The sequence below is a fragment of the Paenibacillus thiaminolyticus genome (genome assembly GCF_003591545.1).
In the GTDB taxonomy this organism is placed as follows: domain Bacteria; phylum Bacillota; class Bacilli; order Paenibacillales; family Paenibacillaceae; genus Paenibacillus_B; species Paenibacillus_B thiaminolyticus_A.
The window spans coordinates 97,842-116,417 of the sequence record NZ_QYZD01000006.1 but is presented as its reverse complement, the minus strand read 5'-3'; the positions used below and the strand labels follow the sequence as shown (position 1 = coordinate 116,417).

The 18,576-nt window shown below is 57.6% G+C and carries 17 protein-coding genes and 1 pseudogene; 11 read left to right on the top strand and 7 right to left on the bottom strand.

Annotated features, from left to right (window positions below; all coding sequences use genetic code 11):
* Positions 1-17: 17 nt before the first annotated feature.
* Both DQX05_RS09565 and DQX05_RS09560 read left to right on the top strand, forming a co-directional pair.
* The gene (locus DQX05_RS09565; RefSeq protein WP_119793010.1) at positions 18-1,667 is read left to right on the top strand and encodes an MDR family MFS transporter; all 1,650 of its coding nucleotides are present in this window, start codon (positions 18-20) and stop codon (positions 1,665-1,667) included.
* Positions 1,668-1,800: 133 nt separating this feature from the next.
* Entirely contained in the window at positions 1,801-2,097 is a 297-nt protein-coding gene (locus tag DQX05_RS09560) for a DUF5316 domain-containing protein (protein WP_119793008.1), read from the top strand.
* A 25-nt stretch (positions 2,098-2,122) separates the two neighbouring features.
* On the opposite strand, the gene DQX05_RS09555 is transcribed toward DQX05_RS09560, so the two are convergent.
* The 3 genes from DQX05_RS09555 to leuC all read right to left on the bottom strand — a co-directional run bounded on the left by DQX05_RS09555 (position 2,123) and on the right by leuC (position 4,923).
* Positions 2,123-2,707 (bottom strand): TetR/AcrR family transcriptional regulator, encoded by a 585-nt coding sequence (locus tag DQX05_RS09555; protein ID WP_119793007.1) that lies wholly within the window; start codon positions 2,705-2,707, stop codon positions 2,123-2,125.
* Positions 2,708-2,873: 166 nt separating this feature from the next.
* Positions 2,874-3,485 (bottom strand): 3-isopropylmalate dehydratase small subunit, encoded by a 612-nt coding sequence (gene leuD / locus DQX05_RS09550; RefSeq protein ID WP_119793005.1) that lies wholly within the window; start codon positions 3,483-3,485, stop codon positions 2,874-2,876.
* 13 nt (positions 3,486-3,498) lie between these two features.
* Positions 3,499-4,923, bottom strand: a complete 1,425-nt coding sequence (gene leuC / locus DQX05_RS09545; RefSeq protein WP_119793003.1) for a 3-isopropylmalate dehydratase large subunit — start codon at positions 4,921-4,923, stop codon at positions 3,499-3,501.
* 172 nt (positions 4,924-5,095) lie between these two features.
* Here leuC and DQX05_RS09540 point away from each other — a divergent pair, with 172 nt between their 5' ends.
* Positions 5,096-6,025, top strand: a complete 930-nt coding sequence (locus tag DQX05_RS09540) for a LysR family transcriptional regulator (RefSeq protein ID WP_119793001.1) — start codon at positions 5,096-5,098, stop codon at positions 6,023-6,025.
* 47 nt (positions 6,026-6,072) lie between these two features.
* On the opposite strand, the gene DQX05_RS09535 is transcribed toward DQX05_RS09540, so the two are convergent.
* Complete coding sequence (locus DQX05_RS09535) at positions 6,073-7,944, bottom strand: glycoside hydrolase family 3 protein (protein WP_119792999.1); 1,872 nt, start codon at positions 7,942-7,944, stop codon at positions 6,073-6,075.
* Positions 7,941-8,795 (bottom strand): carbon-nitrogen family hydrolase, encoded by an 855-nt coding sequence (locus DQX05_RS09530; RefSeq protein ID WP_119792998.1) that lies wholly within the window; start codon positions 8,793-8,795, stop codon positions 7,941-7,943. Before DQX05_RS09530 ends, DQX05_RS09535 begins: the two co-directional genes overlap by 4 nt.
* A 171-nt stretch (positions 8,796-8,966) precedes the next feature.
* Here DQX05_RS09530 and DQX05_RS09525 point away from each other — a divergent pair, with 171 nt between their 5' ends.
* The 8 genes and pseudogenes from DQX05_RS09525 to mtnB all read left to right on the top strand — a co-directional run bounded on the left by DQX05_RS09525 (position 8,967) and on the right by mtnB (position 16,665).
* Positions 8,967-9,467: a type IV secretion system protein VirB6 gene (locus tag DQX05_RS09525; protein WP_119792996.1), complete on the top strand. Its 501-nt coding sequence runs from the start codon at positions 8,967-8,969 to the stop codon at positions 9,465-9,467.
* A 121-nt stretch (positions 9,468-9,588) separates the two neighbouring features.
* Positions 9,589-10,779, top strand: a complete 1,191-nt coding sequence (locus tag DQX05_RS09520; RefSeq protein WP_119792994.1) for a pyridoxal phosphate-dependent aminotransferase — start codon at positions 9,589-9,591, stop codon at positions 10,777-10,779.
* Between the two features lie 521 nt (positions 10,780-11,300).
* Positions 11,301-12,386: a glutamate 5-kinase gene (proB, locus tag DQX05_RS09510; protein ID WP_397335205.1), complete on the top strand. Its 1,086-nt coding sequence runs from the start codon at positions 11,301-11,303 to the stop codon at positions 12,384-12,386.
* A 42-nt stretch (positions 12,387-12,428) separates the two neighbouring features.
* Positions 12,429-13,676, top strand: a complete 1,248-nt coding sequence (locus tag DQX05_RS09505) for a glutamate-5-semialdehyde dehydrogenase (RefSeq protein ID WP_119792989.1) — start codon at positions 12,429-12,431, stop codon at positions 13,674-13,676.
* 84 nt (positions 13,677-13,760) lie between these two features.
* Entirely contained in the window at positions 13,761-14,642 is an 882-nt protein-coding gene (gene proC, locus DQX05_RS09500; RefSeq protein ID WP_119792987.1) for a pyrroline-5-carboxylate reductase, read from the top strand.
* Positions 14,639-15,431 (top strand): annotated as a pseudogene (locus tag DQX05_RS09495) (RuBisCO large subunit C-terminal-like domain-containing protein). The gene proC and the pseudogene DQX05_RS09495 overlap by 4 nt, the downstream one beginning before the upstream one ends.
* Positions 15,428-16,093, top strand: coding sequence for a 2-hydroxy-3-keto-5-methylthiopentenyl-1-phosphate phosphatase (locus DQX05_RS09490; RefSeq protein WP_259391882.1), 666 nt, complete (start codon positions 15,428-15,430; stop codon positions 16,091-16,093). Before DQX05_RS09495 ends, DQX05_RS09490 begins: the two are co-directional and overlap by 4 nt.
* Positions 16,090-16,665, top strand: a complete 576-nt coding sequence (mtnB, locus tag DQX05_RS09485) for a methylthioribulose 1-phosphate dehydratase (protein WP_119792983.1) — start codon at positions 16,090-16,092, stop codon at positions 16,663-16,665. Before DQX05_RS09490 ends, mtnB begins: the two co-directional genes overlap by 4 nt.
* Before the next feature lie 800 nt (positions 16,666-17,465).
* On the opposite strand, the gene DQX05_RS09480 is transcribed toward mtnB, so the two are convergent.
* Positions 17,466-17,729 (bottom strand): hypothetical protein, encoded by a 264-nt coding sequence (locus tag DQX05_RS09480; protein WP_119792982.1) that lies wholly within the window; start codon positions 17,727-17,729, stop codon positions 17,466-17,468.
* A 62-nt stretch (positions 17,730-17,791) separates the two neighbouring features.
* Positions 17,792-18,493, bottom strand: a complete 702-nt coding sequence (locus tag DQX05_RS09475; RefSeq protein ID WP_119792980.1) for a DnaD domain-containing protein — start codon at positions 18,491-18,493, stop codon at positions 17,792-17,794.
* Positions 18,494-18,576: the final 83 nt, after the last annotated feature.

Sequence of the window (18,576 nt, the reverse complement as noted above, 5' to 3'; positions counted from 1 at the left end):
AGACAAGGAGTGGATATATGGAACATTTATCAGAAAAACGAAAACTAACGATCATGATCGCGATAATGGCAGCGATGTTCTTCTCGGCCATCAATCAGACGATCATCGGCGTTGCCATGCCGCGCATAATCGCGAAGCTTGGCGGGATGGACTATTATACATGGGCAATTACGATTTATCTGCTGACCTCGACGGTCGCTACCGTGCTGGTCGGCAAATTATCCGACATTTATGGGCGCAAGCCTTTTATTTTGACAGGTATAGCGCTCTTTATGCTGGGCGCATTTTTGTGCGGTTTTTCCGCTGATATTTTTCAATTGATAGCCTTCCGTGGCATCCAGGGGATGGGCGCCGGCATTATAATGTCTACCGCATTCACGGCGGTCGGCGATCTCTATGCGCCACGTGAGCGGGCGAAATGGATGGGCATCATGAGCGGCGTGTTCGGCCTGTCCAGCGTATTGGGGCCTCCGCTTGGGGGCTATCTGGTCGACCATCTTGATTGGAGATGGGTATTCTGGATGTTCCTGCCGCTTGGCATTATCGCCTTCTTTATGATTATCTCCCTGTTCCCGAAAGTGGAGCGCAAAGTAGGAGAATCGATCGACTATTTGGGCTCGGTATTCCTGACGACGACTATTGTACCCCTTCTGCTCGCCTTCTCCTGGGCGGGAGACGGCGTAGGCAAATATGCTTGGGGTTCATGGCAAATTATCGGCTTGTTCTCGGCCACCCTCGTTTCCCTCATTATTTTCATTTTGGTGGAAATGAAGGTCAAATCACCGGTGCTGCCGCTGTCGCTGTTCCGCAACGGCATCGTCACGGTCTCGAACCTGGCCGGATTCGTATTGAATGCCGGCATGATGGGCGCCATTATTTATGTTCCCTTCTTTGTGCAAGGGGTGAAGGGCATCTCCCCGACCTATTCGGGTTATGTCACCATGCCGATGTCAGTCGTTATGATTCTGTGTACGGCATTTATCGGACAATTCATCTCGAAGACGGGAAAATATAAAAAGATGGCCATCGGCGGCCTGCTCATTATGACCTTCGGCATGGTGCTGCTGCACTTTATGACTCCGGATACAGCGATTTATATTACGGTTATCTATATGTGCATCGTCGGTCTCGGTCTCGGGATCAGCATGCCTGTCTTCTCCCTGACGATTCAGAATGCGGTAGAGCCGCAGCAGCTCGGCGTGGCGACCGCATCGTCGCAGCTGTTCCGTTCCTTGGGCGGAACGATCGGAATCGCCGTAATGGGTACCGTCATGAACTCGAACATGACTAGCAAAATGACCGAACTTGGCGCGGCATCCGGCGCTGCTGGCGGACAAATGCAAATCGACCCGAAATACGCAGAGCCGCTCAAGGAAGTGATGAATCCGCAGACGCTGCTCGATCAGCCGAAGCTGGAAAGCATCATAAGCCAGCTGCCGTCCGAGCTGCAGACGATGGTCGACAATCTCGTTCATATGGTGCGCGAAGCGCTTAGCTACGGCGTTACCAGCACCTTCCTAACGGGAGCTGTCGTCACGGCGGTAGCCGTCATCCTGACCTTCTTCCTGAAAGAAATCCCGCTTCGCTCCGCGAATGATGTCAGAGTGAAGCAAGGCGACCATGCAGGAGAAGCGAGACAGCAAGTCATTGTCAATTCCAAATCTTAATATGCTTATCATAACGAACGAACCGCCTTATCCCTTCGGATAAGGCGGTTATTTGCAATCACCCCATTCCATTATTACCCATTTCATCGTATGATAGATGTCGATGGAATAATTAGTAACGGGGGCGCTATCTATGTATATCCGCATCCTATGGGGATTGATCATTCTAGGAGTTACGGGAATCTATGCGTTGGTAACGGGAAAGCTGTACCACATGTTCCTCATCAACGGCTTCGTCGGTCTCGGACTATGGGCATTCGCCGGCTTGCTGTCCGGCACGTTCAGTGATCAGAGCAATCGGCAATTCAATTTCACCCACAACTCAGCGGATGATACGCGCAGGCAGACAGGCTTCAGCGGGACGCTGCTCTTGCTCGGCCTGCCAAGCGTGCTTGCTTCGCTTCTCCTGTACATCTTCGTATATCGTTAACCTGTATTTCCCGCTATTTTTCCGTTCAAGCGGGCGTCTCTGCATCGCTTGCCGGAGCCGCCAGTCCCAGCGTCATCGTCTCCGCCATCAATTCTACCGCTTGCTGCAGCGTGCAGGATGACCGCATCAAAAATTCAGGATCGAACAAGGCGGCCGAAGCCCCGATCATCATCTGCACGACGCTCGGCACATGGACAGGCCGTATTTCCCCGGCGGCGATCCCTTCTTCAATAATATTCCTCACGGTAGACCAGCCGCATTCTTCCTGCAAATAATTATTGATCTTATTCCAATCATTTGGAGCTAGCCGCTTCATCTCCGCCAGCAGCCGCTGATCGCTCAGCTTCAGCCCGCTTGGCACGATGGAGAGCACCCGCTTCAGCTTCTCCAGACTGCTCCACTGCGGATTCTCGTAAATCCCTTTCTCAAGCTGGATAACTTCATTGATCGATTGGTCAACAATCGAGCCGATCAACTCCTCTTTCGACGAGAAATGCTCATAAATGGTTCGCTTGCTAATCCCCATCTCCCCGGCCAGATCGCTCATCGTAAATTTGAGTCCCTGTATCGACATCAAGTCCAAGGCCGCTTGCATCAGCCGTTCTCTCATGTAACTTCCCCCTCTTGAACAACAAGGTAAGCCCTTCGCATCATGCGTATCATCATGCCGAGTATATGTCACGCTCTATGCGGAGTCAAGCTGCCAACAACGAACAAGACTCCCTCTGCGAAGAGTCTTCGCAGCAGGGAGTCTTATGGCTTGCACTGTAATTTTATTAAGATGCGGAAGCGGCCAGGCGCTCGGCATGCTTCGCCTCATACGCGGCAATCGCATCCTCATGCTGGAGGGTCAACCCGATATCATCGAGCCCCTGAAGCAAAAATTGGCGGCGGTGCTCATCGAGGTCGAACGAACAGGACAGGCCGTAATCATCGGTTAACTGTTTGTTCTCCAGGTCGATATGAAGCTTGTAGCCTTCATGGCTCGCCGTTCGCCGGAACAGGTCCTCCACCTGCTCCTCCGACAGCTTGATAGGCAGAATACCGTTCTTGAAGCAGTTATTATAAAAAATATCCGCAAAGGAAGGAGCAATCACACAGCGGAATCCATAGTCGAGAATCGCCCACGGCGCGTGCTCACGCGAGGATCCGCAGCCGAAGTTAGCTCGCGAGATCAGTACGCTCGCTCCGCTGTATTGCGCCTGATTGAGCGAGAAAGACGGAATTTCCTTCCCTTCCTCATCAAAACGCCATTCGTAAAACAGAAATTGCCCGAACCCGCTGCGCTCGATACGCTTCAAAAATTGCTTCGGAATGATAGCGTCCGTATCTACGTTCACGCGATCTACCGGTGCCACCAATCCCGTCATCGTTGTAAATGGTTGCATCGTCCGTTCCCTCCTAATTCAATACTTCCGACTTGAATTCCCAATTGCGCACATCGACGAAATGCCCCTTAATGGCAGCGGCCGCAGCCATCGCCGGAGAGACGAGGTGGGTGCGCCCTCCGCGGCCCTGGCGTCCTTCGAAATTCCGGTTCGAAGTCGATGCGCAGCGTTGACCCGGCTGCAATACGTCCGGATTCATCGCAAGGCACATGCTGCATCCGGCGTCACGCCATTCGAAGCCCGCTTCCTTGAACACGGCGTCCAGTCCTTCGCCCTCGGCCTGCAATTTGACGCGGCCCGATCCAGGCACGACGATTGCGGTGACCTTGCTGCTTACTTTATGCCCTTTGGCCACTTCTGCGGCGGCGCGCAAATCTTCAATCCGTCCGTTCGTGCACGATCCGATGAACACATAATCGATGCCGATATCGGTCATCTGCGTTCCCGGCGTCAGCCCCATATATTCAAGCGCCTTCTCCGCGGCCTTGCGCTCATTCTCGGTCTTCAAATCGGCCGGATTCGGCACCGCAGCCGTAATATCTGTTCCCATGCCAGGGCTTGTGCCCCAGGTCACCTGTGGAATGAGGCTGTCCATATCGACTTCCACGACCATGTCATAGGAGGCCCCTTCATCCGTGCCAAGCTGCTTCCAGCGTTCGATCGCCTTGTCGAACGCTTCGCCCTGAGGAACATACTGGCGTCCGAGCAAATATTCGAATGTCGTCTCGTCCGGCGCGATCAGTCCGGCACGCGCCCCCGCTTCAATCGACATGTTGCATACCGTCATCCGCTCTTCCATCGTCAGCTCGCGAATCGCTTCGCCCGTATATTCGATGACATAGCCCGTCGCGAAGTCCGTACCGTATTGCGCGATGAACCCGAGAATCATGTCCTTGGCCGTGACGCCCGGCTTCCGTTTGCCGACGAAGCGCACTTCCATCGTCTTTGATTTGGCTTGCTGCAGGCATTGGGTAGCCAGCACATGCTCGACCTCGCTTGTGCCGATACCGAAGGCGAGCGCTCCGAACGCCCCGTGGGTGGACGTATGGCTGTCTCCGCATACAATCGTCTTCCCCGGATGGGTCAGCCCCAGCTCAGGCCCCATGACGTGCACGACCCCTTGATCGATGCTGTTCAGATCGAACAGCGTCACGCCGAACTCCTCGCAGTTTTTGGACAGAGTGTCGATCTGCTGCTTCGAGATCGGATCGGTAATATTGAAGCGGTCCTTCGTTGGCACGTTGTGATCCATTGTCGCGAACGTCAATTCCGGTCTGCGCACCTTGCGGCCGCTCATGCGCAAGCCTTCGAACGCCTGCGGCGATGTGACTTCATGCACCAGGTGCAGGTCAATATACAATACCCCCGGCTTTCCTTCCTCTTGAACGATAACGTGATCATCCCAAATTTTTTCATACATCGTTTTCTTAGCAGCCATTCGTTCTTCACCTCTCCGCATAATGCGCTGTACTATTAGAATGAATATAGCATTTGCTTCTTCATTGATCCAAGATATAATATCTATAACAATGATAGGTTCAACCTATAACGTCTCTGTACATCTGGGAGTTAGCGATATTCATACATTTGGAGGACTGGAGGACATACCTATGGAATTCCGGCAACTACAATATGCGGTGCAGATTGCGCAGGAACGCAATTTCTCGCGGGCAGCCGAGAAGCTGCATATCGCTCAGCCCTCGCTCAGCCAGCAGCTCTCCAAGCTGGAAAAGGAACTCGGCGTGCTGCTGTTCCGCCGCACCACCAACTCAGTTGAGCTGACGCATGCAGGCGAGATCTTCGTTGATCGCGCTCAAAAAATATGGGATGCGATGGAGCAATTAAAAAGCGAAATGGCCGATATCAGCCAGACGAAAAAAGGCAAGGTCGTCATCGGGACGATGCCGATTACGGGCTCTCATTTGCTCCCTCATGTGCTTCCTTCGTTCCATTCCATCTACCCGGATATCGAGCTCGTGCTCGTGGAGGATACGTCTACGTCCAACCTGGAACGGATGACGGCTCAAGGAAAAAACGATCTTTGCCTGCTCTCACTGCCGCTGAACGACCCGGCCCTGACCTGGGAGCCGCTCGTCGATGAGGAGATTCTGCTCGCCGTCCCCTGCCAACATCCACTCCTGCCCCAGGGCGGAGCTCCCGCCGAAGAGGTCCCGCTCGCTTCCTTGCAGGACGAGCCGTTCATCCTGCTGAAGCGGGGCCAGGGCTTCCGCCAGCTGACGATGGATCTGTGCGAGCAGGCCGGATTCCGGCCGAATGTCGTATTCGAGAGCAGCAATATCGAGACCGTGCAATCGCTCGTCGCCACAGGAATGGGCGTTGCGCTCGTCCCCGCGTTCATCGCGCGGGCGCCGCGCATCGAATTCGTCCCCGCCTACCTGCCGCTGGCCGGACGCCCCGCCCGCACCCTCGTCATCGCCTACCGTGAAGGCCGTTATATGTCCCATGCGGCATCTGCGTTCATGGAGACCTTGAAGAATACGGTCGCTAAGCGATTCGGCGGCCAGGCCGGAACCCCTTAAATGAAGAACAGCCCCGGGACCGCTTATGTCGGTCCGGGGCTGTCTGTCTAGGGCATCGTCACCGGCAGCTTGCCTGCGGGCGGTTCGGCAGAGAATAGCGCCTGAACCCCGGCGCGGAGATTGCTGGACGTCGTCCCGTAGACGGCGATGCCGAGCGGAATATCGGACAGTTCAGCGATATCGTACGGCGTTCCGACCGATAGTACCGCCGCCGCAATGCCCTGCTCTGCGGCGGCCTGGAACCACCTTCTCTCCGTCTCCGCGTTGGTGCGGTTATGATGCAGGTCTTGCGTAACCCAGACCGCGATCGCCCCGGTCGGCCATTGCCGGGGCGAAGGGGCTTCCGTTGGCGTCCGCGCTTCGATCTGGAGGCTCCCCCCGCCCGCAGAGGAAGCGGCCGCTTCGATCTCGCGCTGTACGCGCTCCAGCACCGTCCGCCGATCCCCGATGAGGATGACGCGGCGGCCGTCCCCGCGAAGCAGCGGCAAATCCGTCTTCACTCCCCTCCCCCATGCGGTCACGGCTTCGGACGCGATGCGGTCGGCTGTCTGCTCCGCCGAGCCTGATTGGAAATACGCCTCGGCTCCCCGGATTGCATCCTCCAGCGGGACGGGCGGAGAGACCGTGTCCGGAAGCAGGCCGTACTTCCGCTTCATCCGCAATATTCTGCGGACGCTGTCGTCAATCCGGGCAGCCTCAAGCTCGCCGGCATCCACTGCTCTGCGAATCGCGCTCACCGCCGCGGCTGGCTCCGGCGGCATCAGGAGCATGTCCGCTCCCGCCTTCACCGCCATAACCGCCGCTTCCTCGCTTCCGAAGTGATCGGCGATAGCCTTCATATTGAGCGCATCCGTCACGATAACCCCCTGGAAGCCAAGCTGTTCACGCAGCACGCCGGTCAGCAGCTGGGGTGACAAGGTCGCCGGCAGCGTAATCGGCTTCCCGTCCAGCTTCGAGACGGCTGTCGTCGGCTCTATCAGCGGCACTTGAATATGCGCGCTCATAATCGCATCGACGCCTTCCGCGATCGCGGCCCGGAACGGCACCCATTCGACGGATTCGAAGCGTGAGAGGCCGTAATCAAGCTTCGGAAGCCCGATATGCGAATCGATCGCCGTGTCGCCATGCCCGGGAAAATGCTTCGCCACCGCAGGCAGCCCGGCGGCATGCATACCGCCGATGAACGCCTTGACGAAATCCGCAACCTGCACTGGATCCGATCCGTATGACCGGAGGCCGATGACCGGATTGTCCGGATTGCTGTTGACGTCGGCAACCGGCGCGAAGTCGAGATTAAGCTCCAGCTTGGCAAGCATCTGGCCGAGCACTTCCCCTGTCTCGGCGGCCGCTTCGGGGCGCCCCGTCGCGCCGATTGCCATATTGCCGTTCATCGCCGAGGCGAAGGGCAGCCGCGTGACGATGCCGCCCTCCTGATCGGTGCTGATCCATAACGGAATGGCAGCCGTCTGCTGCAATTGGCGATTCAGCGTCAAGACCGTGCGGATATCCGGAATATCGCCGCGGAACAGGACGACCCCGCCAGGACGGAGCTGCTGCATCGCTTCCTCCAGCTGGACGCCGTCGGCTTCTTGGGCGACCGCCTCCAAATCAACCATTAGCATTTGACTAATCCGCTCATCGAGCGACATGCCAGACAGCGTCCGTTCAATGAACTCCCTTTCCTTCTCCTGTTCGGCGATTGTTCCCTCGTCCCCGCTTGGCTTACCGCTCGGCAACGGCGGGGCATTGCCCGCACCGGTCCCGGGCCCGCCTTCAGGTCCTGCCTCAGGCTGAAGGGCGAACCAGACACCGAGGCCAACAGCCACAGCAAGCAGCACCGAGGCCAGAATAATGAGCTTCCGCTGGAAGCCGCCTCGCCGTGTCCGGCCGTGCCGGTTCAAGCGCGACGGCGTGCTCATTCCAGCCCCTTGGCCGCAATGATCTGCCCGCTTCCGCGGTACAATGCTTCCCTCCGATCCGCGAAGACCGGAATGCGGCTGCGGACCTCCTCTACGGATGACAGCGGGATATCTGCGTAAATATCCGTCTCTTCTTCTTCCGCCCCTGCGATGGGCTCTCCCCAAGGATCAAGCACGACCGAATGGCCGAAGAAGGCGGACGCCGTTCCGTCCGCACCAATGCTTGTGCCGACCCGGTTGCAGGCGGCGACGAACATCTGATTCTCAATCGCCCGAGCCGTCAACAGCGTGCGCCAGTGGTATAGGCGCGGATGCGGCCATTGGGCCGGTACGAATAGCACCTCCGCGCCGTCGAGGGCCAGCGTGCGGGCCAACTCCGGGAAACGCAGATCGTAGCAAATGATGGCCCCGCACGCCACACCATCCAGTTCAAAGCGTCCCAGCATGTCTCCCGCAGTCAAGTACGAATGCTCATCCATCAACCGGAACAGATGAATCTTATCATATTGAGCCGCAATCCGTCCCTGGCGGTCCGTTACATACAGGCGGTTATAGAAGCGGCTTCCTTCACGTACCGATACCGATCCTCCTACAATATTCACTCCATACCGGGCGGAAAGCTCCGACAGCAGCTCCCGCGCCGCTTTCCCTCCGGGATCTGCCAATTGATCGAGCTTTTCCAACGCATAGCCCGTATTCCACATCTCCGGCAGCACGATGACATCAGGCCGGCCCTCCGGGCTGTCCATAACTTGCTCGATGCGGCGCTGTACATGGTCGGCGTTGCGATCCGGCTCTCCGATGCTGACATCCATCTGAATCAGGCATATTCTCCATGCTTCCGGCTTCATTCTATTCCCACGCTCCTTCATTCGGTCCAGTTTTTCCACACTTTCCTTCATGATACCTTTTCATGGAATGGAGTCAAGCCGGACACACTAAAGAAGGTCTATAGGTTCGTGCTCAACAACGACTCTCTGAACATCCTCTATTACGGCACTGAGAAGAAAGGAGTTTTCCTTATGATAAGTCAAGCAATTCGAGCTGCTGCTGCCGCACTGCTGATCGGAATCTTCGCTTGGACCGCCGCCGCTGGCGCCTTCCCTGCTGAATTCGAGCCCGGGAACACCGCCCCGTCGTCGAAGGTTCCTCCCGTTCAGCTGTTCGACATGCAGCAGGAACGCATTATTAAGACGATTCCGAACCAGGAAGAACATCAGGCTGCCGCCCGGGAATGGCTTCAATCCGTTACCGGCCTCGCTCCCCAGATGACGCTCGACAGCCGCTGCGGCTATATCGTCCGCATCCCGCTGGAAGCGCCCGTAGAGATCAAGCTCCCGCCGGGGCCATTGAAGACGAAAGATGTTTTCTTAATCTACTGTCCGGACAAAGATCCGTTGCTCCTGGTCTTCTCCGAGCAGCGCAAGCCGTTCCTGCTACGTATTTCGTCGAACGTGAAGCCGTTCATGCAGAAGTTGCTCGCTCCGGCCTCCCCGCGGCAAGTGACGCCTTCCAGCAACTGACCATCGGGACGGCTGCTTCCTTTTCATTGTATTAAAAAGAGGTATATACACTTCCGGAAAAACATGCTAAATTATCGTTAATCTTCGCGTTTGGCGATATATGTGTCGGGAGTGAATGACGATGAAGCCTACTACACCCCAAATCGTGCCGGCAGATCGGATGAACGGTCTGCCGAAGCAGTTCTTCGCCGCTCTGGTTGCGCGCGCCCAATCGAGGGTCGCGGCCGGTCATGATGTTATCAATCTCGGACAAGGCAATCCCGATCTGCCCACGGCTCCGCATATTGTCGCCGCCCTGCAGGAGGCGGCTGCCAATCCGTTATATCACCGCTATCCCCCGTTCCAAGGCTACCGCTTCCTCAAGGAGGCCGTCGCCGAGCGGTACATGACCGATTACGGCGTCGAGCTGGATCCGGACACCGAGGTGGCCGTTCTCTTCGGCGGCAAGACCGGGCTCGTGGAGATTAGCCAGATATTACTGAACCCGGGCGACGTTTGTCTTGTTCCGGATCCCGGTTATCCCGATTACTGGTCTGGCGTCGCATTGGCCGGAGCCAAGATGGTCATGATGCCGCTGCTTGAGGCGAACGGATATTTACCGGATTATGAGCGGATTGATACCGAATGTCTGGAACGGGCGAAGCTGATGTTCCTCAATTACCCGAACAACCCGACAGCCGCGATCGCGGATCGTCCGTTCTACGAAGAGACGATTCGCTTCGCCGAACGGAACGGTCTTGTCGTGGCAAGTGATTTCGCCTATGGCGCGATCGGCTTCGACGGCCACCGTCCGAACAGCTTCCTGGAACTCCCAGGAGCGAAGGAAGTCGGCGTCGAGTTCTATACGATGTCCAAAACCTACAATATGGCCGGTTGGCGCGTCGCCTTCGCCGTGGGCAACGCCGAGATTATCCGTCTCATCAATCTGATGCAGGACCATATGTACGTCAGCCTGTTCGGCGCAGTGCAGGCCGCGGCGGCCGCCGCGCTCACCGGATCGCAGGACTGCGTCCGCGAGCTGTGTGCGACCTATGAATCACGGCGCAATGCGCTCTACGCGGCGCTGCATCGCATCGGCTGGAATGCACAGCCGCCGGCCGGCTCCTTTTTCTGCTGGCTCCCGGTGCCTGGCGGATTCACGTCGGCGTCCTTCGCCGATCTGCTGCTGGAGCAGGCGAATGTGGTGACCGCTCCGGGCATCGGATTCGGCGGGCACGGCGAAGGATATGTCCGGCTCGGCCTGCTCGCGCCGGAGGAGCGGCTGATCGAGGCGGCGGAACGCATCGGAGCGCTCGGTCTGTTCGGAGGCTGATACGGCATCCGATCTGCTGTGAATGGACAAGGTTCCGCCCAGCGATGACAATCCGAAGCTAGCGGCCGCTTTACACGTCTCGGAACCGCATGGTATTCTAATGGTAACCGAAGCCGCCGCGATGGAACGGCAGGCGCCGGATACATGGAACGCGATGACAGGACCAGTACGTAACCAAGTCATGCCCAGAGAGCGGATGCCCCGGCTGCAAGCACCGCCGTTGACCGTTGCGGAACCTATCCTTGAGCGGTCAGCGTAAGCGATGAATCGTGAAGCTGAACGGCAGCCCCGTTATCGGCAGGAAGCAGGAAGCGGAGGAAGCCCGCGGAAGGCCGTAGATCCTGAGCAGCATCATGCTGCAATGGCCGGCAGACGCAGGGATGATGTCCGTCTTCAACAAAGGTGGTACCGCGGAAGTTCAACTTTCGTCCTTTATAGGACGAAAGTTTTTTTATATTCCGCAACAAGTATAGAAGCACGCAGTATAACGGCAGGAAGTGATTGAATTGCAACGCATCGTAATGAAAATCGGAAGCAGTTCCCTTACGTCGGACAATGGCGGCCTTGATCGCGATCGGGTCTCCTTCTATGTCCGGGAAATGATCTCCTTGCGGCAACGCGGGGCCCAGGTTGTGCTGGTCACCTCCGGAGCGGTCGCGGCCGGATTCCGGCATATCGGCTACCGGGAACGGCCCAAGCAGCTGCACGAGAAGCAGGCGGCCGCCGCGGTCGGGCAGGCTCTGCTGATGCAGGCGTACCAGGAGCAGCTGCAGCTGCATGGAGTGCCTGCGGCCCAGATTCTGCTCACCCGCTCCGACTTCGCGAACCGCCGCCGGGGCCATAATGCGTATATGACGCTGCAGGAGCTGCTGGCCAGAGAGGTCGTCCCGATTATTAATGAGAATGATACCGTCTCGGTCGAGGAGCTGAAATTCGGCGATAACGATACGCTCTCTGCGCTCGTCGCCAATCTGGTTCACGCGGACCGGCTCATTATCGTCACCGATACGGACGGCTTATATACGGCCGATCCGCGGACGAATCCCGAGGCGACCCGCTTCGAGCGCGTCGATCAGATCGACGAGGAGCTGTATGCGTATGCGGGTGGAGCAGGCTCCTCTGTAGGCACGGGCGGGATGCGGTCGAAGCTGGACGCGGCACGTATCGCAATGCGCGGGGGCGTCCCCGCATTTGTAGGCAAGGTCAATGAACCGGGCGATCTTCTGCACGCGGTGGACGGCGACGGAAAGGGCACCTATTTCGACACCCATTTTCATGCGCTGCCGATGAAGAAGCAGTGGCTCGGATTCCATTCGACGGCGCATGGCCGCATCAGTGTCGATGCCGGGGCGGAGGAGGCGCTGCTGGCCAAAGGCTCCAGCCTGCTGCCCGCCGGCGTCCGATCGATCGAGGGCGAATTCCATTCCGGCGATGTGGTCGAAGTCATCGGTCCAGATGAGCGGCTTATCGGCAGAGGCATCGTCAATTACGATTCGGATCAGCTGCGCACGGCGGCCGGCTGGTCGAGCGACGAAGTGATGAAGCGGATGGAAGTGCACCGGATCGAAGTCATTCACCGGGATGAATGGGTTACCCTGCATTCCTAATGTTTCGGCAAAAATAGATTTGTATATGGAGGAGGACCTACGATGAGTGAAGTGCGTAACAAAGCCGGGCTCGCGAGGCAAGCGGCCAAGATCATGAACCGGCTGACCACGGAAGAGAAAAATGCGGCGCTGCAGCAAATGGCGGATAAACTGCTGGAGCAAGAACGCTCCATTATCGAAGCTAATGCGAAGGACTTGGAGAACGGCCGACAGCAAGGCACCTCCCCTTCCCTGCTCGATCGGTTGGCACTGAACAGCGCCCGCATCGAAGCGATGGCGGAAGGTCTGCGCCAGATTGCCGCTCTGCCCGATCCGGTGGGCGACGTGCTGGACACGTTCACCCGTCCGAATGGCCTGCGGGTCGAGAAGATCCGGGTCCCGCTCGGCGTCATCGGCATGATCTATGAAGCACGGCCGAATGTCACCGTCGATGCGGCCGGCCTCTGCCTGAAGACCGGGAATGCGGTCGTCCTGCGGGGCGGCTCGGCCGCGATGGAGTCGAACAAGCGCATCGTCGCCGTGCTGCACGAGGCGCTGGCCGGGACGGCGCTCCCGGCGGATGCGCTGCAATTGATTGAAAATCGGGACCGTTCCTCGGTCGATGAGATGCTGAAGCTGAATGGACTGCTCGATGTCGTCATCCCGCGCGGAGGCGCTTCGCTGATTCGGAATGTAGTGCAAAATGCCACTGTACCGGTGATTGAGACGGGTGCCGGCATCTGCCATACGTACATCGATGAATCGGCCCGTTCAGCGATGGCGGAAGCGATTGCCGTCAATGCGAAGGCTCAGCGCCCATCGGTCTGCAACGCCATGGAGACACTGCTCGTGCATAAGGCTTATGCGGAGCAGCATCTGCGTGCGCTGCTGGACCAGATGCGCGCCCAGGATGTCGAGCTCCGCGGCTGCGAGCTGACGCGTGCGCTTGACCCGTCGGTGGCGCCCGCTTGCGAAGCGGATTATGCGACCGAATACAACGATTACATCCTCAATGTGCGTATCGTTGATTCGCTTGATGCCGCGCTGGAGCATATTGCGCGTTACGGCACGATGCATTCGGAGTGCATCGTTACCGAGAATGCGCGGCATGCCGAGCGCTTCCTGCAGGAGGTTGACGCCGCGGCCGTCTATCACAACGCCTCGACCCGCTTCACGGACGGATTCGAATTCGGCTTCGGCGCCGAGATCGGCATCAGCACCCAGAAGCTGCATGCACGCGGACCGATGGGATTGCCGGCTCTAACCTCAAGCAAGTACCGAATCTACGGAACAGGACAGATTCGTTCCTAACAAGATAAACGTTGCTAACAGAACAGATTCGTTCTTAAAGAAGAGAGAAGCTTAGCAAATCGATAGGGATAGGAAGAGAGAGGAATGATACTGATGGACAATCGACATACACATATAACAGACTCGTTCCGCTCGCTTCGCATCGGCATTTACGGGGCCGGTTCCATGGCGGAGGCGATTATTCGCGGCCTGACGGAGAAGCAGCTGATAGCGCCGGACCGGATCGCGGTCGTGAACCGGAGCAATACCGAGCGGCTGGAGGAAATGCAGCGGCGTTACGGCGTTGCCGCCGATAATTCTCCGCAGGGCAAATCACGGCTTCTGCAAGCAGCCGATATCGTCCTCCTCGCCGTCAAGCCGAAAGATGCGGCAGGCGCACTCGCCGAGCTGAAGACCTGCCTGCGGCCGGGTGCGCTCCTGCTCTCGGTCGTCGCCGGGCTCTCTATCGCTACGATGCAGCGCATTGCAGGTCCGGTTCCCGTCGTGCGCACAATGCCGAATACATCCAGCTCGATCGGCCTCGGCGCCACCGGCGTCTGCTGGTCGGAAGAGACGTCCGCTGAACAGCAGGAAGCTGCGCTTCATCTGCTGCAGGCCGTAGGCTACGCAACCGTGGTGGCCGAGCATGATCTGAATATGGTTACCGGCCTATCCGGAAGCGGCCCGGCATATGTATACTATTTAATGGAAGCGATGATCGCAGCAGGCGTCGATGGCGGGCTCTCCGCGGAGCAAGCCCGCGAGTTGACCGTGCAGACTGTCCGGGGCGCAGCCGAGATGGTGCGTCTAACCGGAGAAGAGCCTGCCGCTCTTCGGCGTAAGGTGACATCTCCCGGAGGGACGACGGCAGCCGCGATTGAGACGCTGGAGCAGTACCAATTCCAGCAGGCGCTGCGTTCCGCTATACACCGTGCGGAAGCCCGCGCACAAGAGATGGGTGAACAAATTGGGAGGGAGACCTATTGAGAGCACATTGCACCGCCACGTATCGCATTTATGACGATCAGACCGACTTCGCCAGCAAGGCGGAAGGCATCGCCGTCGGTATGACGGTCGGCAGCTGGACCGGGCTGCCGGAAGCGCAAAAAGCGGATATGGCCAAGCATCTGGGACAAGTCTATGAGCATTTTCAAATCCGTCATCGGCTATGATCTGCCGGCTATTACCGAACAATTCCGGCAGCAGGCCTTGGGCGGGGTCAATATCATTAAGGACGACGAAATTCTGTTCGAAAATCCGCTCACGCCAATCGAGCGCCGGGTCAAGGCCTGCATGGAGGCGGCAGATGCCGTCAGCCAGCAGACCGGCCAAAGGCTGGCGATGGCCGGCAGCATGTATCCGTCGCCGCATCACGGCATCGCGGCCCAACTGCAGCTCGGCAAGCTGATGCGGCTCGCCGGAGCGGATCTGGTGCTGTCCCCGTCACCATACGGCTCCGTAACGATGCCGGCCGAGGATACCTTCGCCATCCGCGATGCGCTCACCCAGCCGGATATGGCGCTGCAGCGCAGCTTCCCGGTGCCGTCCGCTGGCATCCAGCCAGGCAGCGTGCCGCTAATCATTCGTGACTTCGGCACCGATGTCATTGTCAATGCAGGCGGCGGCATCCATGGGCATCCGCTCGGGACCGCTGCCGGAGGGCGCGCATTCGTGCAAGCTATCGACGCCGTCATGCAGGGCAAGTCACTGGAAAGCCGAGCAGCCGATCAGGAAGAGCTGCGGGCCGCGATTCAAGCATGGGGGGTGAAGCAGTGAGCCGGGGCCAACGACGGGTCATCTTCTGCGATTTCGATGGAACGATTACTGTGAACGACAATATTATCGCCATTATTCGCCACTTCAACCCGCCAGGCTGGGAACCGATTGTCCAGGACGTCTTGGAGGAACGCATCTCCATTTCTGAAGGCATCGGGCAAATGTTCGCTCTGCTGCCATCGTCGATGCGGGATGAAGTCATCCGGTTCGCGCTCGGACAAGCCGTCATCCGGCCGGGGTTCGAGGAATTCGTCCGCTTCTGCCGCGACAGCGATATCGAGCTGTACGTCACGAGCGGCGGCATCGATTTCTTCGTCTACCCGCTGCTTGAGCCGTTCGGCATTCCTTCCGATCATATCTATTGCAACGGAAGTGACTTCAGCGGAGAGTCGATTCGGATTACATGGCCGCATCCCTGCCAGGATCCGTGCCAGAACAAATGCGGCATGTGCAAGGCAACCATTGTCCGCCGCTTTCCGGAGGAACACTATGAGAGGATCGTTATTGGGGACAGCGTGACGGACTTCGCGGCAGCGAAGCTAGTCGAGTTCGTCTATGGGCTGGCCCAGCTTATCAGCAAATGCGAAGAGCTGCATCTTCCTTATGCGCCGTTCGAGACGTTTTATGATATTATCCAGCATCTGGGAGGTTCGGCTTCATGATAGACATCCGGTTAACTATGGAGGAAAAGCAGCACGCCCTTGCCAAGCTGCGCAGCATCAAGGAACAATTCGCAGCGCGTCATTGGTTTCCCGGGACGAGCGGCAATCTGTCCGTTCGCACGGGGAACATCGAGGAGGGGCCTTTTCAATTCGCGATTACGGCCAGCGGCAAGGACAAGTCCGTACATACGCCGGAGGACTTCCTGTTCGTGGATGAAGACGGACAGCCCTGTGAGGCGACCCGGCTCCAGCCAAGCGCGGAGACGCTCATCCACAGCGAGATTTACCGGTTAACCGGGGCAGGCGCCATTTTTCACATTCATACAGTATTCAATAATATCGTGTCCGAGATCTACGGGGACGAAGGCTATATTCCCGTCCAAGGCGTGGAGCTTATCAAAGCTCTCGACATCTGGGAGGAAAATGGGCGGATCGACATCCCGGTCGTTCCGAACTACGCTCATATTCCGAGCATCGTTCCCTGCATTACGGCCAAGCTCAATCCGGACATCCCGGGCATCGTGCTGCGCAACCACATTTTTCCGGAAGCCGCTGCGGAAGTTCTCCTCTAGAGATAGCTGGCCACGCGGCGGCGGTTACGCAGCCCTTTGCTCCATTCTCCCCTTCAATCAGGTCATAATCGCAGGTTTGCTCTTCTTCTATCCCCTTCTCAAAAAAGGCTCCTTCCCCCCTACCCGCAACGCCATGCACCTGTCAAAATGATACCGTTATCCGTGTTACATGACGTTTTCTAAGAGTGCTGAAGAACCGAAGCTCCCCCGGCATCCCTGCGTGCTTGTTGCTTGCGAATTAATTCCCCCTGATCAGTTGGACTCTGAGCCGAAGGGAGAGTATGCATAAGCGCCATAACATGCCTAACGCGGCATAGCACTACACAGCACTACATCACACTTTGCAACGCTACATCACATTACATATCACTACATCTCACTACATAGCACTCATCTCACTACATAGCACTACATCCACTACATAAACCTAAAGAGCACTGCAGAACACTGCGCATAGCATAGACCAACACGCCTAAGACACAAAGAAGCATGATCCGCAAGCCACGAATGTGACCCGTGGAATTTGAGCTACATGCCAAGATTGGCAGAATGCCTATCCGGCTGGCAGAATTGACGCTCTCCTGTTCCGGGGAATCCGTTCTTCCATCCTTACGCCCTCTTCTTATGCACGGACTGCTGATGCCCCTTGAGCCGCTCGCTGCCATGTCGGTGAAGGACGCCTTCGCGCCTGCGCCTGTTCCCCGGTCTAAATAGAACGAGCGGACGAACTGTCGAGCCGCCCGTCTCAGATTCGCGCCAATCGCGGGGATGTCTATTATTTCTCGCAGGCTGCCGAACAGCTAAGCCCCCGGTATCCGGCTCTGTCCGTTCCGCTCATCATCGCTGTCGGGGACAAGGAGCCGTACCGGCCGGAGCTGCAGTCGCTGCGCTTGCACCGTGACATCCCGCACTCGGCGCTTCTGACCGTGCGGGATGTGCATCATATGCTGCCGGTGACCCGTCCCGAAGCGGTCGCGGAAGCGCTCGCGCTGCTCGAGAGCGGATAAACATTCGCCATCACGAGTCCGAAGCTGCGGCTCCCCCAGCAAGAATACCCCCGGCACGATGAGTCTCTCTCATTCGCGCCGGGGGTTCCGGTGGAGCTATTTTTGGCAGCGGATCATGCTCAATTGTCGGAAGGCATGCGCAGCTTCCCGGTGGAACGGAACCGCTGCGTGTACGCCTTGGCGTCCTCGATCGTGCGGACCCGGTTGCGGCTCCACTCGAGCAATATCCGATCGATGTAGCGGAAATACACTTTGCCGGCAAATACCGCTTCCTTCAGCGCCAGCAAAATCAGCTCTTCCGGATACCGGTCTTCGTCAATCCAGCCGGCAATCGTCTCGCACTCCATCGGGGAGAGGGGACGTCCGAATTCCTTCTCGAATATATTGAATAGATTCGGAGGCTCCGCGTCGGACAAGGGGGCCGCCGCCCGCAGCTGCTGCCGTTCCGCCCGGATTTCCTCAGCGGCGGCCAAGGCGAGCTTTTCCCACAATCCGGTCAAATTGTACTGCTCGTACTGAACATCCGTCGCCGGATCAATGTTGTCGTCTATGCTCAAAAAACCTTCTTTCATCAGCTTCTGCAGCGATTTGATAACCGCATCAGGAGCTGCTCCCATTCGTTCCTGCAGTTCGTCGATTGTCGGGAACTCCTTCATCTCCTGCTGCTTGAAGCCGATGAGGTGAATCAACAGCATCGCATCCGAATCGCTCAACTTCCATTGCTTATAGTAACGCAGCAAATGATACGGCACACTAATGCTGCCCGATTGCAGTCCTAGCGCCAACCCTTTGGCGAAGGTCCGGAACCCGTCTACACTCACCAAGGTACCTCCTCTTCCCAACATGCTCTCCCTATTGTCGCACAAACGAACGCTTTTGGTAAGGCTTACATTGATAATGTTTC

Coding starts and splice junctions, on each gene's coding strand:
- DQX05_RS09565 (WP_119793010.1), top strand. CDS start 18: ATGGAACATTTATCAGAAAAACGAAAACTAACGATCATGATCGCGATA.
- DQX05_RS09560 (WP_119793008.1), top strand. CDS start 1,801: ATGTATATCCGCATCCTATGGGGATTGATCATTCTAGGAGTTACGGGA.
- DQX05_RS09555 (WP_119793007.1), bottom strand. CDS start 2,707: ATGAGAGAACGGCTGATGCAAGCGGCCTTGGACTTGATGTCGATACAG.
- leuD (WP_119793005.1), bottom strand. CDS start 3,485: ATGCAACCATTTACAACGATGACGGGATTGGTGGCACCGGTAGATCGC.
- leuC (WP_119793003.1), bottom strand. CDS start 4,923: ATGGCTGCTAAGAAAACGATGTATGAAAAAATTTGGGATGATCACGTT.
- DQX05_RS09540 (WP_119793001.1), top strand. CDS start 5,096: ATGGAATTCCGGCAACTACAATATGCGGTGCAGATTGCGCAGGAACGC.
- DQX05_RS09535 (WP_119792999.1), bottom strand. CDS start 7,944: ATGAGCACGCCGTCGCGCTTGAACCGGCACGGCCGGACACGGCGAGGC.
- DQX05_RS09530 (WP_119792998.1), bottom strand. CDS start 8,795: ATGAAGCCGGAAGCATGGAGAATATGCCTGATTCAGATGGATGTCAGC.
- DQX05_RS09525 (WP_119792996.1), top strand. CDS start 8,967: ATGATAAGTCAAGCAATTCGAGCTGCTGCTGCCGCACTGCTGATCGGA.
- DQX05_RS09520 (WP_119792994.1), top strand. CDS start 9,589: ATGAAGCCTACTACACCCCAAATCGTGCCGGCAGATCGGATGAACGGT.
- proB (WP_397335205.1), top strand. CDS start 11,301: ATGAAAATCGGAAGCAGTTCCCTTACGTCGGACAATGGCGGCCTTGAT.
- DQX05_RS09505 (WP_119792989.1), top strand. CDS start 12,429: ATGAGTGAAGTGCGTAACAAAGCCGGGCTCGCGAGGCAAGCGGCCAAG.
- proC (WP_119792987.1), top strand. CDS start 13,761: ATGATACTGATGGACAATCGACATACACATATAACAGACTCGTTCCGC.
- mtnB (WP_119792983.1), top strand. CDS start 16,090: ATGATAGACATCCGGTTAACTATGGAGGAAAAGCAGCACGCCCTTGCC.